This window comes from Formosa sp. L2A11, assembly GCF_009796865.1.
Taxonomy (GTDB): domain Bacteria; phylum Bacteroidota; class Bacteroidia; order Flavobacteriales; family Flavobacteriaceae; genus Formosa.
Genome location: NZ_CP047028.1, coordinates 2,313,215 through 2,331,272, shown reverse-complemented (window position 1 = coordinate 2,331,272; position 18,058 = coordinate 2,313,215). Strand labels below are relative to the sequence as shown.

General features: G+C 32.0%; 15 protein-coding genes. 3 read left to right on the top strand and 12 right to left on the bottom strand.

The features are described 5' to 3' along the window. Positions 1-150 precede the first annotated feature (150 nt). Both GQR95_RS10125 and GQR95_RS10120 read left to right on the top strand, forming a co-directional pair. The gene (locus GQR95_RS10125) at positions 151-1,584 is read left to right on the top strand and encodes an MBOAT family protein (protein WP_159023055.1); all 1,434 of its coding nucleotides are present in this window, start codon (positions 151-153) and stop codon (positions 1,582-1,584) included. A 12-nt stretch (positions 1,585-1,596) separates the two neighbouring features. Further along, entirely contained in the window at positions 1,597-2,478 is an 882-nt protein-coding gene (locus GQR95_RS10120; RefSeq protein WP_159023054.1) for a hypothetical protein, read from the top strand. A gap of 73 nt (positions 2,479-2,551) precedes the next feature. On the opposite strand, the gene GQR95_RS10115 is transcribed toward GQR95_RS10120, so the two are convergent. The 10 genes from GQR95_RS10115 to GQR95_RS10070 form a co-directional block, all read right to left on the bottom strand. After that, complete coding sequence (locus tag GQR95_RS10115) at positions 2,552-3,640, bottom strand: glycosyltransferase family 4 protein (RefSeq protein ID WP_159023053.1); 1,089 nt, start codon at positions 3,638-3,640, stop codon at positions 2,552-2,554. 85 nt (positions 3,641-3,725) lie between these two features. Next, on the bottom strand, positions 3,726-4,676 hold the full coding sequence (locus tag GQR95_RS10110) for a glycosyltransferase family 2 protein (RefSeq protein ID WP_159023052.1): 951 nt from the start codon (positions 4,674-4,676) through the stop codon (positions 3,726-3,728). 20 nt (positions 4,677-4,696) lie between these two features. Further along, positions 4,697-5,920 carry a glycosyltransferase gene (locus GQR95_RS10105; protein WP_159023051.1) on the bottom strand — a complete coding sequence of 408 codons (1,224 nt, stop codon included), beginning with the start codon at positions 5,918-5,920 and terminating at the stop codon, positions 4,697-4,699. Then, positions 5,917-6,921, bottom strand: a complete 1,005-nt coding sequence (locus GQR95_RS10100) for a glycosyltransferase family A protein (RefSeq protein ID WP_159023050.1) — start codon at positions 6,919-6,921, stop codon at positions 5,917-5,919. The genes GQR95_RS10105 and GQR95_RS10100 overlap by 4 nt, the downstream gene beginning before the upstream one ends. Then, positions 6,921-7,784, bottom strand: coding sequence for a glycosyltransferase (locus GQR95_RS10095; protein WP_159023049.1), 864 nt, complete (start codon positions 7,782-7,784; stop codon positions 6,921-6,923). Before GQR95_RS10095 ends, GQR95_RS10100 begins: the two co-directional genes overlap by 1 nt. Before the next feature lie 3 nt (positions 7,785-7,787). Then, positions 7,788-8,432, bottom strand: a complete 645-nt coding sequence (locus GQR95_RS10090) for an acetyltransferase (protein ID WP_159023048.1) — start codon at positions 8,430-8,432, stop codon at positions 7,788-7,790. After that, positions 8,429-9,505: a DegT/DnrJ/EryC1/StrS aminotransferase family protein gene (locus GQR95_RS10085; protein ID WP_159023047.1), complete on the bottom strand. Its 1,077-nt coding sequence runs from the start codon at positions 9,503-9,505 to the stop codon at positions 8,429-8,431. Before GQR95_RS10085 ends, GQR95_RS10090 begins: the two co-directional genes overlap by 4 nt. Then, entirely contained in the window at positions 9,502-10,164 is a 663-nt protein-coding gene (locus GQR95_RS10080; protein WP_159023046.1) for a sulfotransferase, read from the bottom strand. Before GQR95_RS10080 ends, GQR95_RS10085 begins: the two co-directional genes overlap by 4 nt. Beyond that, positions 10,154-11,416: an ABC transporter ATP-binding protein gene (locus GQR95_RS10075; RefSeq protein ID WP_159023045.1), complete on the bottom strand. Its 1,263-nt coding sequence runs from the start codon at positions 11,414-11,416 to the stop codon at positions 10,154-10,156. Before GQR95_RS10075 ends, GQR95_RS10080 begins: the two co-directional genes overlap by 11 nt. A gap of 1,101 nt (positions 11,417-12,517) precedes the next feature. Beyond that, positions 12,518-12,835, bottom strand: coding sequence for a hypothetical protein (locus GQR95_RS10070; RefSeq protein ID WP_159023044.1), 318 nt, complete (start codon positions 12,833-12,835; stop codon positions 12,518-12,520). 719 nt (positions 12,836-13,554) lie between these two features. Here GQR95_RS10070 and GQR95_RS10065 point away from each other — a divergent pair. Then, on the top strand, positions 13,555-14,304 hold the full coding sequence (locus GQR95_RS10065; protein WP_159023043.1) for a hypothetical protein: 750 nt from the start codon (positions 13,555-13,557) through the stop codon (positions 14,302-14,304). Between the two features lie 1,182 nt (positions 14,305-15,486). On the opposite strand, the gene GQR95_RS10060 is transcribed toward GQR95_RS10065, so the two are convergent. Then, complete coding sequence (locus GQR95_RS10060) at positions 15,487-16,395, bottom strand: NAD(P)-dependent oxidoreductase (protein WP_159023042.1); 909 nt, start codon at positions 16,393-16,395, stop codon at positions 15,487-15,489. Positions 16,396-16,469: 74 nt separating this feature from the next. Beyond that, positions 16,470-17,351 (bottom strand): ABC transporter permease, encoded by an 882-nt coding sequence (locus GQR95_RS10055; RefSeq protein ID WP_159023041.1) that lies wholly within the window; start codon positions 17,349-17,351, stop codon positions 16,470-16,472. Positions 17,352-18,058 lie beyond the last annotated feature (707 nt).

Sequence of the window (18,058 nt, the reverse complement as noted above, 5' to 3'; positions counted from 1 at the left end):
CTCCGAGTTAAAAGTGTTTAAAAAAAATCTACTTTATATTGGTAAACTTAAAGAAGTTTCTGAAAAGAGCATAATAAAAATTATCTTAATCTCCCCTTTTTCTAATTCTTATAATATATTCGCTTAAAATACCCTCTTAATCCGATTTCGATGCTTTTTAATTCTATAGACTTTGCTGTATTCTTACCTATCGTATTTATATTATACTGGTTTATTTTTAATAAAAGTTTAAAACTTCAAAATGTATTAATTGTAATTGCCAGTTATGTTTTTTATGGATGGTGGGACTGGCGATTTCTATCTTTGATAGCGTTTAGTACCATTGTAGATTATTCAATAGGTGTTGCGTTATCTAAACAAAAACACCAGACCAAACGTAAATTATTACTTTGGACGAGTATTTTAATTAATCTCGGTTTTTTAGGGGTCTTTAAATACTACAATTTCTTTCTAGACAATTTTATTGAAGCATTTTCTTTATTCGGAACTAAAATACAGGCTAACACCTTAAATATCATATTACCTGTTGGAATTAGTTTCTACACCTTCCAAACCCTTAGCTACACCATAGATGTTTACCGACAAAAACTTAAACCAACAAAAGACTTTATAGCATTTACAGCTTTTGTAAGTTTCTTTCCTCAATTGGTAGCAGGCCCCATAGAACGGGCATCCAATTTATTACCACAGTTTTACAAAAAAAGAACTTTCAATTATCAAAATGCTATGATTGGTGTTCGCCAAATAATTTGGGGTTTATTCAAAAAAATAGTCATTGCCGATACCTGCTCTCAATATGTAAACGAAATATTCAAAAATTATGAAACTCATTCTAGCTTGACATTAATAATTGGAGCCATATGTTTTTCTTTTCAAATATATTGTGATTTTAGCGGATATTCAGATATTGCAATAGGAACATCGAGACTTTTTGGGCCTAATCTTATGAAAAACTTCAAATATCCCTATTTTTCTAGAGATATTGCTGAATTTTGGAGACGTTGGCACATTTCTCTATCAACCTGGTTTAGAGATTATTTATACATTCCGCTAGGAGGTTCTAAAGGATCTAAATGGAATCAAGTAAGAAACGTTTCCATTATATTTATAGTGAGTGGCTTTTGGCATGGAGCGAATTGGACTTTTGTCGTTTGGGGAGCTTTAAATGCTGTTTATTTTTTACCTCTATTACTTTTTAACAAAAACAGAAAACACATAGATACCATTTCAAAAGACAGTAACATTCCTTCAGTCAAAGAGTTAATCTTTATTTTTAACACTTTTGTTTTAACCACTTTTTCTTGGATTTTCTTTAGATCAGAAAATCTTGAAGCCGCATTCTTATATATAAAAAGAATACTGGCTTTTAATTTTGACATTGAAAGGTTACAGATAGAGCGCTACCCGTTTGAAATTTTCCCTTTATTACTCTTATTAATCAGCATAGAATGGATTCATAGAAATCATGAATTTCCACTATTTAAGGACAGCAAATTCATGCATAAAACCATATTAATTATTTTATGTATACTAATGTTTGGTAGTTTTTCTGACTTAAATGATTTTATTTATTTTCAATTCTAAGAAATTTATTAAATGAAAAAATTCTTTAAGAATCTTATTTATCTTGTAATTACAATAGCTATTTTATGTTTAGGACTAGACCAAGTATACACTTACATCCATAAAAACACCGCTCCTAGAAATATTCCTGATTATATAATGCAACTAACCCCCAAGGATAGCCTCGATTATGTGATATTGGGATCTTCAAGAGCTCTACACGGTTTAGACCCTCTGTTAATAAAAAAACAAACACAGAAAAAAGGATTTAATTTTGGAGTACCAGGGTCTAGTTTTTTCGAGATAAAACTAACTGTTAAGCAATTACTAAAAAAAAATATTACTAAAAACATATATATTCAGGTTGATTATATATGGAATGAAGTTTACAACAGTGAAGTGCCTACTATAGGTTGGTTAACTTATATTAATGATAGGGAAATCTATAATGATTTTAAAGAAATTGATTCAAAAAACGAATATATACTTTATAATAAAATACCATTTTATAGATATATCAAATTTGATTCGAAATTAGGCTTTAGAGAATTACTAATGTCTTTATTCAATAGACACACAAGTGAGATTGAAAATAGTGGTTACGCCCCTCTATTTGGAAAATTAAAAAATTCTAAAAGCACATTCAAATATACTTTAAACCAAAATATTAACCCTCACGTTGCTGAGATTATTGCTCTTTGCAAAAAAAACAATATTAATGTTTTCTTTTTTACTGCTCCCATATACAATTTTCAAGGAAACAATACTGTGTTAACTAAAAACCTCACCAATTACACAGATTTCTCAAATTCTGTTTCCGACTTTAAACTATACCAAGACAATACTCATTTAAACATAAATGGGAGTGAATTATTTACAGAGTTATTTATTAAAACCTATTTCAATCATAACTAACTGATAACTGAATTAAGCTTAGTTTTGATAGAAAATAATATTTGTTATTTCATATATATATATATCAAATTATTTATATATTTATTTTAGCTTCAGAAATAATGGTATTCATATCTAGATTCCATTGATTCATACTATATTTTTCTTTTGAGATATTTTCAAATACTAAAGGTTCGTTTAAAAACTCGTGTATAGCAGCAACCCATGAATTAATAAAATGCGGATTATCTATTAATTTTCCATAACGTCCATAATCTAGTACTTCTGTAACACCTCCAATTTTTGAAGCAATACAATAACAACCACAATGCAAGGCTTCAATTAAACTTAAACCAAACCCCTCTTGCCATAATGTAGGAAATAAATAACAATCTGCTGCTTGGTAATATTTTGGTAAGTCATCATTAGGCACACGTCCTATAAAACGTACTCCAACTATCTGTTTATCAGAGGTGACTCCTATTACCCATAATTCAATATTTTTTCTCTCTTTAAAGAGACGTTTCCAAACATCTAATATAAGATGTAAGCCTTTTTTAGGACGATCTTGTGAACACCAGACAAAAATGGTTTTATCATTAGATTTAAATGTTTCTTTTAACTCTAATTTTTCAGTAGAAGTTACTTTATAAAATTTAGTAGTATCAATTCCATTATGTAATACAGAAAAACGTGTTGGTAAAATGGTATAATAATTTTTATGAAGCCTATAACTATCTTGTGTTAACAATACCATTTCATCTATAGTTTTAAAAAAACTACGACTTTCAAAATCTTTATAAAAACAAGAATATCCATGAAAAAAGAACTGAATATAACAGTTTTCCCGAACTCCTTTCTGTTCTAAATATGTATTTAAATGTTCTACTATTCCAAAATTATCTATAACCTGAATAATATACTTTTCGCCTTGTTTTATTATTTCATTTAAACCATAAATATAATCTAAATAATAATTTCGCTGAAGCTTCTTTTTAATTTTAATTGGTAAAGAATTATTTACAAAACCATAATTAACCGTTTTAAATAAAAATTCTGGTTTTTCACAAACTATGTAATCAATATTATGATTAGATTCTAAATAATTTTTATACATAGTTGTCCAACTCCCTATTTTATGATAAGGTAAAGGGAACTGTGATAGTAATATAACTTTAGTCATAATCAAATTTGAATTTATTTTAAATACTCCCCTTTTTAATATAGGTTTTTACATATAGAAACAATTAGTATCATTTCTCCATTCATTATTTTATTTTAAAAAACTGATAACCTTTACCTGTTATAAAATAAAGAGGTGCAGAAAAGAACAGGACTTTAATTAAACTAAATTTATATTGTAACTTAAAAAATTCTTTAATTAAAACCTTATATATATATTTAATTAAGGCATAAGATTTTATAGAAATCGCATCATACAAAGCCATATACATTACATTTAAAAGCAATAATTCTTTTTGTTTATTTAAATTGTTATCAACAGATAATAATTTAAATATCTTATATCGAGATAAGAAAGTAGATATAATCTTTTTTACAGATTTAATTTTACCTATTCTATGTTCATGACTTCGTATAAGAACAGTTGTTATTTTATTTATAGAGTATGTTTTCTTATTTATTAATTGCTTTAAATGAAACGTCCATTCTTGAGAACTAAATAAATCTTCTTCAAACAACGTATCTTTCAAAGCAGATCGCTTCCAAGAAACGGCTCCTGTTTGCCACATTATTTTTAATGCAATCATCTCTAATATTACATCTTTCTGTGGTGATATTTTAGCCCAAAATCTTAAAATATTTTCAGGTATATCTTCAAAAACTTGTGCATTAGAAATTACAGCATCAGTATTTTTATTCAAATGACAAGACACATGTTCATACAAATGATTATTTTTTAAAATATCATCACTATCAAACCAATTTATATACTCTCCCTTACTTATCTCAAAACCATAATTACGCGCAGCATTCCCTCCTGGTAAACGATCTTTAGGCCTATGATGGTACTGAAATCTAGAATCTTTAGAGCAATACTTACTCATTACTTCAGCTGTATTATCAGTACTGCAATCGTCTACGACAATACATTCCCAATTAGTGTAGGTTTGTGCCAAAATAGAATCTAAAGTTTCTCCTATTAAATTGGCTCTATTATAAGTGGGGACAATAATTGATATTAAAGGTAAATTAGGCATTTTTATTTTTAGAAATTATCTTAATCATTATATAATTTTATAAATTCTTGAGAACTATGTTCATTTGAAAAATTTTTTTTCACAAAATTTATAGCAGACTTACTCATTTCTTTATATAATATTTCATCAGTAATTATCTTTTCAATTGCATACGCATAAGATTTAATATTTTTTTCTTCAACTAAAAAACCAGTCTCTTTATCTTGTATGGTATAAGACACCCCTCCTGAGTTAAATGCTACTATAGGAAGCCCCATAGCTTGAGCTTCTGCAGTAACAACCCCCTGAGCTTCCGCTCTATTATTTGAGTCTGTTATTGAACTCATTAAAAACACATGATTCTTATTGTATAGCTCTTTTAATTCTGATTGATTTTTTTTTCCTATTAAATAAACATTATTTCCTAATTTCAATTCTAAAATTAAAGCTCGTAAATTATTAAACTCTACACCATCTCCAACGATTGTATATATTACATCAAAACCTTTATCAACTAATAATTTCACACTTTTTATTGCGTAAGAGAAACCTTTTAGTTCTATTAATCTCCCTACAGAAATTAAGTTAATATGTTTATCTTCTGGTAAGATTTTTAAAATTTCATTCTTAAAATAATTAACATCAATTCCCATAGGAATAATTTTTAATTTAGTTTTTTCTCCTCCTAATAATTCAATCTTATCCGCTAAATATTTAGTGTTTGCTGTTAAAAAAGTTGAGTACTTTAATAAAATATTATATCTATTTTGGCGACTTTTTAATTCTTCATAATCATTAAAATGAGCATCAAACCCATGAAAAGTAGTAATTAATTTTGAAGAAGAGCCTCCTGAAGATATAAACAAAGCCAAATCACTACCAGAAATGGCAAATTGTACATGGTAAATATCGATATCTTTTAACTTAGAATAGAATTCAAATTTAAATGGCCATATAAAAAACGTATCATAAAAAGAAACCCCATCTAATTTAAATAGATATTTAAAAAATTTAATGATGTAAAAAAGAGTAAGACCAAATCTTTTAATCTTATTATTAGGTATGCCATTAGAATATTTTAATACATCTTCTTTTATTCCATACGTATTAAGTAATGCTTCTTGTGAGCTTTCTTTAAACGGATTTAATGAATATGTAAGTACTTTTACTTTTAATCCTTTTCGTTTAGCTTCTATTATTTGATTTACTATAAATGTTTCTGAAGTATTTGGAAAAGTACTGACTACAAAACAAATTGTTTTCATACTCTCTTTCCTTTTAGCCAACCAGTAACAAACTCTATATTTTTTAAATGCTCTTTTTTATAAAAAGTTAAATAATATAAATATCTAAAATAGGATTTAGCTGCTTCTTTTTCTTCAAAATTACGACTAAATAAACACACTGTATTATTAAACAACTCTATTAAAAATGCTTTTCTTCCTTTATTTAAGACTTTAGACCAACTCTGTTTCTTCCCTGTTAAAAGTTCTGAATAGCACAACACCATAAAATTAGAATACGCCATTGCTTTGCGTAAACGACTTAAATACTCTAAATGCATACGGCCTTCTGTCATATAATGTTTAAAATATAAGCGGTCGTCATACCAAATTTTATAGCCTAATAATCGCAAAGCATAACTATATTCGGTGTCTCCACCAGAACTTAAGTTATTCCCTTTTCTACACGATAATAAATGTTCAAAACCTAAGGCTTTTAATTCTAGCCAATGGTTTTTATTCAAAACCATACCTGCTCCGTATAAACAGCCTTTTTTAAGCGTAATATCTCCACTTACACTCCCTTGTTTAGCCACAGCAAAATACTTGGCCTGTTCATCAAACCAACTTGGCTTTACACCTTCAAATTCAGCATCACACCAACCTCCCAAAGCACCAATTTCAGGGTTGGCTTCCATCACTTCAAAAGCTGTTTGCACATAGGTATTACACAACCAATTATCATCATCACAAACCAATAAATAATTATAATTCGCTTTTTCATAACCTAAATTTTGAGCATATGATTTCCCTGGAATGGGTTGGTCAAAAGACAGATAACTAATTTCTGAAATTCCGTTATTTTGCCACCAAGCATCAGCAAACTCTTTCGTTCCGTCAGTAGAAGCATTATCTACAAAAATAATCTCACATGGCACATTTAACTGTTGTGCTGCTAAATGTTTAAAAGTCGCTTCTAACCTTTGCCTTCCATTATATGTACACAATACTATAGATACTCCTTTAGTATAAACTTTATTCATTAATTATTCATTTTTTTTAATAAATAAAACAGCCTTCTTTTTATTCTTTTTAACAAAGAAGGTTTTTTATTACCATTTAGTGCTTTGTAATATGTTTTTTTCCAATAATTATATTTATTGTAAATATTTGGCACTCTACTTTTAGGTATTTTTTTTAGTATTTCTTTATAATTAAAATAATTAGAATAAGCCTGATTTATATTTGATGATGTAGAATATATACCCGTTGGATGAATACGATATACACCACCTACAAAATTAAGCAAAACACCTTTAGTTTCACTTAAACACAAAGCATACAGGGAATTATCTTTAAAAAACTTAAATTTTTTAATGCTATCAAAATTTAGAAGATTGCTTCTAAACATACTAGTTAAAGTATAAGTACAATATGGTGAAGCAAAATTATTAAAATCAATATTAAAGTTTCTTTTTGTATCAATTAAATCAACCCAATGAGGTTTCTCTAATTTACCATTGTTTAATATTTTGTATTGTGTCCAGCAAATTCCATACTCTGCATTAGCTTCCAAAAAATCAACCTGCTTTTGTAACTTTAAAGGATCTGTCCAATAGTCATCGCCTTCGCATGGGGCTATATATCTACCTTGGCATTGTTCTAAAGCCCACACAAAATTAGGCATCATTCCTTTGTTTTTAGTATGCTTAGAGTAGTTTATCCAAGAGCTATTACTATGATTTTTCTGAATACTAGTTATAATCGCAGCTGTGCTATCAGGCGAACAATCATCAGCTATGATTAATTCTACGTCGAAATTGCATTCTTGCATCAAAACACCTTCAATAGCTTGTTTTATATATCTTTCATGACCATAAGTAATCATGCATACCGAAACCATCATATCTTAATCTCTTTTTGAAATAATTTTACCAGGAACACCTACAACGGTACAATTATCAGGTATATCTTTGAGTACAATAGTACCTGCACCTACAATTACATTTTTCCCTATACTAACATCTGGAAGAATTACAGAAGATGCTCCCAATGTTGTATAATCTCCAATACGACTTCTTCCAAGTATTGTTGCATTGGGTGATAACTCAACAAAATCACCAATAATACAATCATGAGTAATAATTGAGTTATAATACACTAAACACCCTTTACCTAGTTCTACAGAATTAGATATTTTTACTCCTGATAAAATAGATGTTGCTTTCCCTATTTTTACATCGAAATTACCAATCTCGCTATTTTTAGAATACAATGAAACGGGCTCAGCACCTAATAGCAAAAACTCTTGATACAAATTTTGTCTAAGCTTAGGCTGCCCTAGTCCTAACACAAAAGATTTATCTTCAGAATTTGACAAATACGTTTTAACTGCTTCAAAAGACCTTAAAATTGTAAATCTATCGTATATTTTAAGAGGTAGGTCTTTACTAACATTATCAAAAAAAACAATATTTTTATCTAGCAAACCCATATCTACAGATACAATTTGCAGTACTTCTTTAGCAAAACCTTTAGCTCCAACAATTATCATGTTAGTTCCTCTTTTACAATATTAATAATTTGGTTTAAATCCTCAATTGCTAAACCTGCATAAAGCGGTAAACATAAAACTCTTATTGATATAGATTCAGAAACAACCATGCTTTGTTGCTGAATATATGGTAATCTATTTAAAGAAGGATAAAAATAACGTCTAGGAAAAATAGAATGTTTTTCTAAAGCTTGTTTAACCTTTATTAATTGTTTTTCGTCTTTAAAAACAACTGGGTAATAACTGTAATTCCATGCGGTATCTTTTCTAACTTTTAATAACTTTAATTCTGTTGTTTCAAAAGCTTTATTATAAATATCTACAATCTTCTTTCGTTCTTCTAATATCAAATCCATATAAGGAAACACAGCTAAGCCCATAGCCGCTTGTGGTTCACTCATTTTGGCATTAATCCCTAAACTATGAAAATGTTCAGGCCCATCATGTCCAAAATTATGATGAGAAAACAACTGCTTATGTAATTCGTTATTTTTAGTAAACATAGCACCTCCTTCACCTGTGTGAAATAATTTAGTAGCATGAAAACTACACGTACTTACATCCCCTAAATTAAAAATAGATTGCCCTTTATAAGTGACACCAAAACAATGGGCAGCATCATAGATCACTTTCAGCTTATGCTTTTTTGCAATAGCTTCAATCGTTTCTACAGCACAGGGATTTCCAAAAACATGAGTAGCTAAGATAGCAGAAGTATTTGGTGTAATAGCAGCTTCTATTTTAGTTTCATCAATAGTTAAATAATCCGGATCAATATCTACAAATACAGGTGTACAACCTTCCCAAACGATGCTAGAAGTCGTAGCTACATAACTAAAAGGTGTGGTTATAATCTCACCTTGTAACCCTAATGCTTTTATAGCGATTTGTAAAGGCAATGTACCATTAGTTGTTGCTATAATGTTAGAAACCCCTAAATACGTTTTTAATGTCGATTCTAATTCTTGTACCAAAACCCCACGGTTAGTCATCCAACCCGTATCCCAAGCACGTTTTAAAATCGCTTGATACTCGTCTTGAGGCGGTAAAAATGTTTTGGTGACGTTTATCATTTTATATCACTAGTTTTATTTTCCCATGGAAAATTATCATGCAATGGTTTCTCTTTTAAAAAATCACATAGTCTAAAATAATCCGCTTTATTTGACGTATTAATAACGATAAGCTTTTCTTGATGCGCTCTAAAATAATCCTTAACAAGACTATTATGATTATTATAAGTCTTCATTAAAATAGACTTATTATATAAATCTTCATCTGGTGTATTATACACTTGCTTTATATATTCATAAGCTAAACCTTTATAACGATATGTTGCATTCTTAAGTTCTTCAATTTGAGGTATGCTTATACCATCAGACCATAATTTTGAATGAAATTTACTTATTGAATTATACCATTGCTCTTCATTATCTCTAACAGTAAGTATGAATTTGGCATTAGGAAATTCCTGTTCTAATGCTATAAAAGTATAAGGTAATGAAAAAGGAATATCTTGAAAAGCGGTTGCACTTTTTACATAATTAAAAATTGCTTTAAAGTCTCTATCATACCAATTAGGCAGAAGAACTTCAGCCTCTTTCTGATTCCCTAATTTAATATTAAAATCTTTAAGAACTTTTTTAATTGTTGTTGTTCCTGTTTTATTGAAGCCTATGCAAAAGATTTTATTTTGCTTTTTTTTTCCTAAGTTTTTTATATTATTTAACATCCCATTTAAATATAGGTTTTAAAAAACCTGGTGATCTTCCCATCCATCCTCCTAATTCCTTTGTTTCCTGAAGCATCGTAAATTGTACACTATCAGGTTCAAAAAACAATTGCTTTTTTCCGTTCGTAATCATAATATCTACACTAAAGTTTCCTTCATTAAAAAAGAAATTAGGCAAATGCATTGTTACCAATTGCTTTCCTTCTTTTTTTAAATTCATTTGTGCATCATCAGAATTTGTTACAAACATAATATTACCTTCATCATCTTTAAATCTAAAGACTACAACTAACTCCTCTAATGTATGTTTAATCAACGTCAAATTTATAATTAAATCATCTTCTCTAGTAAGAGGATCATTATAATTTTTATGTTCCCCTTTCAATCCCACAGATTCTATTAAAAAAGATTGTTTTTCAAAGTCTTCTTCATTAAAATAACGAAGAGTTTCACTGCCCTTTGTATTTCCTAAATTTAAATAAAAACTGACAGCCTCATCCGTTCCGCCTTCAAAAACAGACGTTCCGTTTTCTAAAACAATAGCACGTGCACATAAACTCTTTACAGCCGCCATATTATGGCTTACAAACAATACCGTTCTACCATCCCCTTTAGAGATGTCTTGCATTTTCCCAATAGCCTTTTTCTGAAATTCCGCATCACCAACAGCCAACACCTCATCAATGACTAAAATATCAGGTTCTAAAAATGCAGCCACAGCGAAAGCCAAACGCACACGCATACCCGAAGAGTAACGTTTTGTTGGTGTATCTACATAGCGCTCACAACCTGAAAACTCAATAATCTCTTGCTCTTTAGCTTTTATTTCGGCTTTGGTCATCCCTAAAATCGCCCCATTAAGGTACATATTTTCACGCCCCGTTAATTCCGGATGAAACCCCGTCCCCACTTCTAATAAACTAGCAATACGGCCACGGGTTTTGATTTCTCCTGTGGTAGGACTGGTTACACGTGATAATATTTTAAGTAAAGTCGATTTTCCTGCACCGTTTTTACCAATGATTCCTAAGACTTCGCCTTGTTGCACTTCAAAATTAATATCTTTAAGTGCCCAAGCATATGCACTCTTACCTTTACTACTACGATCGTTAACTTCTCCGATCTTTAAATATGGATCTTCCTTACCACGAATACGATGCCACCAACGGTTTAAATCGTGACTAATAGTACCTGTACCTATCAATCCTAGGCGGTATTGCTTACTAATATTTTCTGCTTTAAGGATAATCATGAATGACTTATGGTTGGTTGCATGATTTTGGTCGGTTACTAGCCTTCACAGACCATAGCAGTCCGTATACCAAAATAATGGGCTAATATAATAAAAGCATACGACTTAAAAGTTTTGAATTATTATTAATTGGGAGCTACAGAAATAGAAGAGTTAAATATCTCCGTTTTATGGATTCCTCCTATTGCCGGAAATCGTAGATTCGACGCAGTCAATAACATTAAGACTCTAAATCACGAAACGAACTGTCATGCAGAATGGAGAGCAACGCAGTGAAGCATCTCACCAATAGAAACTAAATCATGAAATGTACTGTCATGCAGAGCAAGGCACGCATCGAAGCATCTCACCAACAAAACCACAAATCACAAAACCAACTGTCATACAGAGCGAAGAGCAACGCAGCGAAGTATCTCACGAACAAAACCTCAATCATGAAATCATCTGTCATGCAGAACGCAGTGAAGCATCTCAACAATAGAAACTAAATCACAAAACCAACTGTCATGCAGAGCAAGGCACGCAGCGAAGCATCTCACCAATAAAACCTCAAATCATGAAACCAACTGTCATACAGAACGAAGAGCAACGCAGCGAAGTATCTCTCCTATAGAACCTAAATCATGAAACCGACTGTCATGCAGAGCGCAGCGAAGCATCTCTCGAATAAAACCACAATTAAAACATATCTAGTAAATAAGATTCCTCCTACCGTCGGAATGACATTGCCCCCAAAATCACAATCACAACTGTCATGCAGAACGCAGTGAAGCATCTCTCCTATAGAACCACAATTTAAACACATCTAGAAATAGATTCCTCCTACCGTCGGAAATCGTAGATTCGACGCAGTCAATGACATTGAAACCAAAATCACAATCACAACTGTCATACAGAGCAAGGCACGCAGCGAAGCATCTCACCAACAGAAACCAAATCACAATCACAACTGTCATACAGAGCAAGGCACGCAGCGAAGCATCTCACCAACAGAAACCAAATCATAAAATGTACTGTCATGCAGAGCAAGGCACGCAGCGAAGCATCTCACAAATAGAACCCAAATCACTTAGAACCATTCACAATTCACCACTCACCCTCTCACCATTTCACCAACTTACCATTAACCACCCGACTAAGCAAAGCCCGTAACACATCATCATAAGGCACTTTAAAATACTCACTATACTCCCGAATAGTAACCTGTTTTCGATTAACAATATTATATTCCTGACGAATATCTTGTATGTATCGCTTAGCCGTTTTGTTACAAACCCCCATAAGGATTGCAACATCATTACTATTTAAAAACATACGATATCCCATTCTGTATAACACTTTATACCATTGCCATGTATTATTATATTTTAACGAAATAACCTCTAATATGAACCACCAACTCCACTGAAAGTAAAACATCACAACCCAATAAAAAGAGAAAATGAACTAATGCAAATTCAAGTGAGGAAAAACGTCTGTAGGCTATGAAGACCTAAACCCACAACACGCTCATAATAAGACGATTATTATTTTTTTCAACACAATAAAAGTGCCATAAATAAAAAAACGAAGTAAATACTTGCAATAAAATGCATTTTAATCCTACAATACACTTAAAAAAGTCGGTAGCTCCATCGCCACTAAATCAGCTATATCACTGACCTAAACGCTATAATAAAGCATCTGAGAGACACCGTTTTAAAAAAAAGGCTAAAATAATACATCAAGGCTTTACTACAGGTACGCCATATCAAAGCCATACCAAAGCCATGGATACCTTATGGGGAGTATATGAAAATCTATAGGCCACAGCCTGTCAAAATGTGGAAAAAACAGGAATAAATTGGAAGATAGAGGAAATTCTAATACGAAATAAGAAATTTTAGGAACTTTCAGGAACCTTGTAAAAAACAATAAAGCTCTCGTTGTAATTTAGAACTAAGAGATCCCATAAATCCATGTAGTGTTGAATAACATGTAAGCATTAGCCTTACGCATCCCGGGAACCTACATAGCTTTATAGATCATAAGTTTTAACCGCAGGTTGTAGCACACCGAAATGCACAAAACAGCTAAAATCACGCTTGGGTTTGTGGCTAAAATTCAACAGTTATAACCTGCATAAATTCTATAAGATCATGGCAAAATACAAATCATTATTTAATGTAGAAGGCTCTATCGGAGAGGTAACCTTCTATAAAGGAGAAGACGGATACTACATCCGGTCTAAAGGCGGCGTTAGCAAAGACCGCATATTAAACGACCCTGCATTTGTGCGAACACGAGAAAACAATACCGAATTCGCCCAATCGGCAACGTCCGGAAAGCAACTGCGGCACGCCATTACAGCCTTGTTAACAGATGCTAAAGATAACCGGATGACATCCAGATTAACACAAGTGATGAGTCGCGTGAAGAATGCCGACTTAACTTCAGCAAGGGGGCAACGAAAAGTAAGTATCGGAATCACAACTACCGATGGTAAAGATGCCATTAAGGGATTCGACTTTAACAACAATGCGCTTTTAAACAGTGTTTTACTTGAAGCGTTTACATTAGATACTACGACTGGCGAAATTAGTATACCTAATTTTATACCCTCGCAGCAATTAAACAGTCCAAGCGGAGCAACACATGTGAGTTTTAACGCAGGCTTCTTAAACCTGAATTTCAGTGATAACACTTCAAATTTACAAGTCAGCCCTACTGTAAATTTAGTAATTAACAACACAGCAGCGCCCTTAACGTTAACGCCCGCAACCACGCCCACAGGCACTGGAACCCCATTTTATTTTTTTAAGATTACATTCTATCAAGATGTAAACAACACCCAATACCCCTTAAAAAATGGAGCCTTTAATGTCTTACAACTTATTGAAGTATTGTAAACAAGGTATATCCCTTTTTAAAATCCTCGTCCCCCGAGGATTTTTTTTTAAATCAAACCAGTTGTCATGCAAAACAAAGTAAAGCATCTCACCAATAAAACCACAAATCACAAAACCAACTGTCATACAGAGCGAAGAGCAACGCAGCGAAGTATCTCACGAACAAAACCTCAATCATGAAATCATCTGTCATGCAGAACGCAGTGAAGCATCTCAACAATAAAACCCATAATCATAAAACCAACTGTCATGCAGAACGAAGAGCAACGAAGCGAAGTATCTCACGAACAAAACCTCAATCATGAAATCATCTGTCATGCAGAACGCAGTGAAGCATCTCAACAATAAAACCCATAATCATAAAACCAACTGTCATGCAGAGCGAAGAGCAACGCAGCGAAGTATCTCAACAATAAAACCCATAATCATAAAACCAACTGTCATGCAGAACGCAGTGAAGCATCTCAACAATAAAACCCATAATCATAAAACCAACTGTCATGCAGAACGAAGAGCAACGAAGTGAAGCATCTTTTGTATTGAAGCTAAATCAAATTATTAGTAGAGATTCCTCCTATCGTCGGAAATCGTAGATTCGACGCAGTCAATGACATTGAAACCAAAATCAAAAAACCAACTGTCATACAGAGCGAAGAGAAGCATCTCACCAATAAAACCTCAAATCAAAACATATAGTAAATGAGATTCCTCCTATTGTCGGAAATCGTAGATTCGACGCAGTCAATGACATTTAATATATAATCATAAAACGAACTGTCATGCAGAATGGAGAGCAACGCAGTGAAGCTTCTTTTGTATTGAAGCTAAATCAAATTACTAGTAGAGATTCCTCCTTTTGTCGCAATGACATTTAATATATAATCATAAAACGAACTGTCATACAGAGCGAAGAGCAACGTAGCGAAGCATCTTTTGTATTGAAGCTAAATCAAATTACTAGTAGAGATTCCTCCTTTTGTCGGAAATCGTAGATTCGACGCAGTCAATGACATTTAATATATAATCATAAAACGAACTGTCATGCAGAACGCAGAGCAACGCAGTGAAGCATCTTTTGTATTGAAGCTTAATCAAATTATTAGTAGAGATTACTCCTATTGTCGGAAATCGTAGATTCGACGCAGTCAATGACATTAAACCTAGAAATGATATAAAGAGACACTAACTCATCAATTTCAGTCCTTCTTCTAAACGAATGAGTTCACGACCTAAAACCACTTTCATTTTTGTGTTATCAGGACAACGACGTTTCATATCGCCTTCCGGTAAAGCGGGCAAATGTATAATTTCTGATTTTGAATTGGCAAAAGAAATAATACGTTTTGCAAGATCTAATATGGTCATTTCATCTGCATTTCCAACATTCAGCACATCATTGACATACAAATTATTTTTATAGGCATTTACACAAGTAGAAACCGTATCGTTAATATAGCAAAACGAACGCGTTTGCTGTCCATCTCCATTTATTTTTATAGGCAGATTTTCTTTAGCTGCATGCAGAAAACGTGGCACTACAAAATCATCACTCTGGTGTGGTCCATACGTATTAAAGAATCTAAAAATAGTATAATTTAAACCAAACTCTTGCTGATAAGATTTAAAGAAAGATTCTCCTACATTTTTAACTATAGCATAAGGTAACCTAGAATTTAAAGGTGTTGTGCTTTCATGCTGAGGCACCTCGAAAGGTTCGCCATAAACTTCAGAAGAACTAGAATAAAACACACGTTTTACACTTGAGTCTTTAGATAATGATAAAATATTTTTAATCCCTTCTATATCTTGTAACACCTGGATAGGATGAGCCAAAGTCCGTTCGACACCTACTACTGCAGCTAAATGAAATACATAATTAATATCAAACTTATCGAATACAGCTTCAATAGCATCATAATCATTTACATTCGCTTGAACAAACGATACATTAGATAATTGAGGGATATGCGATTCAAATCCTGTTTGTAAATTATCGACAATCACAACATGGGTATCTGGCTCTTTTGCAAGTAAAGCAACTAAACTGCTTCCTATATTTCCGGCTCCTCCTGTGACTAGTATCGTATTCATTAATGGTTATTCGTTATTGGTTAAAAACTTATTAGCTCCTATTTTACAAGACCTTTACGTAAAATAATAATTTACTAAACGGTATCTATAAACTTCTTCTCCGTACTATTAAACACGATAAGGCCTAACAAAAAGACAACGACACTTACAACACTAATATAGATTAATTGAACCGTTGAAATCGCTCCGACCCCCAAAGTAATATGGCGAAATGCTTCAATAACAATGGTCATGGGATTATAAGCGACTAACCAAGATACACTTGGCAATTTTTCTTCAAAAAAGGATAAGGGATACATCACCGCAGAGCCATACATAAGCAACTGCACTCCGAATGTTACCAAAAAGGTTAAATCACGATATTTAGTAGTCATAGACGAAATAAGCATTCCAAAACCTAACCCCAAAAGCCCCATAATAAGCACCAAAACGGGTAATAGTAGTAAACTAATTTGCGGACTTGCAGCATATGCAGCATCGGTAAAACTCACATAATACACGTAGAAACCTATAAATACCAATAATTGAATGGCAAATTTTACCAAATTTGAAACGACAATAGACATCGGAATAATCACACGCGGGAAATAAACTTTCCCGAATATAGCTTGGTTTTTTGTAAACGTATCGCTAGTTCCTGTTAGACATTCTTTAAAATAATTCCATGCAGTAATCCCTGCCAAGTTAAACAAAAAAGCAGGTACGCCTGGCTTTACAGGAATGGCTGCCAAATTATTAAAGATCACTGTAAAAATTATAGATGTAAACAACGGCTGAATAAAATACCATAGTGGTCCAAGTATGGTCTGTTTATATACCGTAACAATATCACGTTTTACAAATAAGAATAATAAATCCTTGTACCTCCATATCTCCTTAAAATTAAGATCTACTAATTTACGCTTCGGGGAAATGGTATATAGCCAAGGAAGTTCTTGTTGATTTAATGTTTGCAATGGTCTGGTTTTAGAAGCGCTAATATAATAAATGCATCGGAATTATAAATTATGATTTTAGATTAGTTGTTTTTAGTTATAAGGTATTGTGATTACTGAGTTTAAATGCTGAAAAATCACATTAAATATGCCTTATATTATTGAAATTAAATAGCACCTTACATCAAGAGTTTGCTTTTATCATATTCACATCAAATTGAATGTTATTCAGGCTGCTCATTCAACTAAACTTTTTATAACATGTTTGCTAGAAAAGTAGAATGTCATTCCGAACGCAGAAGAAATCTATATCTAGTTAACTTTATTTAGAATTTATTCAAAAGATACTTCACTCCGTTCTGCATGACAGTTTATTTCATATTTAGAAATTGAATGTCATTGACTGCGTCGAATCTACGATTTCCGAAGCATGAGGAATCTATACCAATAAGTTATTAATTTAATTTAAGTCCTATTCAAAAGATGCTTCACTCCGTTCTGCATGACAGTCAGTTTCATGATTTTTGGTTTCAATGTCATTGACTGTGTCGAATCTACGATTTCCGACGATAGGAGGAATCTATTTCCAGATGTGTTTTAATTTAGTTTCTATTGGTGAGATGCTTCGCTGCGTGCCTTGCTCTGCATGACAATTAGTTTCGTGATTGGAGATTGAATGTCATTCCGAAGCATGAGGAATCTTAAGATTAAAAATTATCCACTGAAAA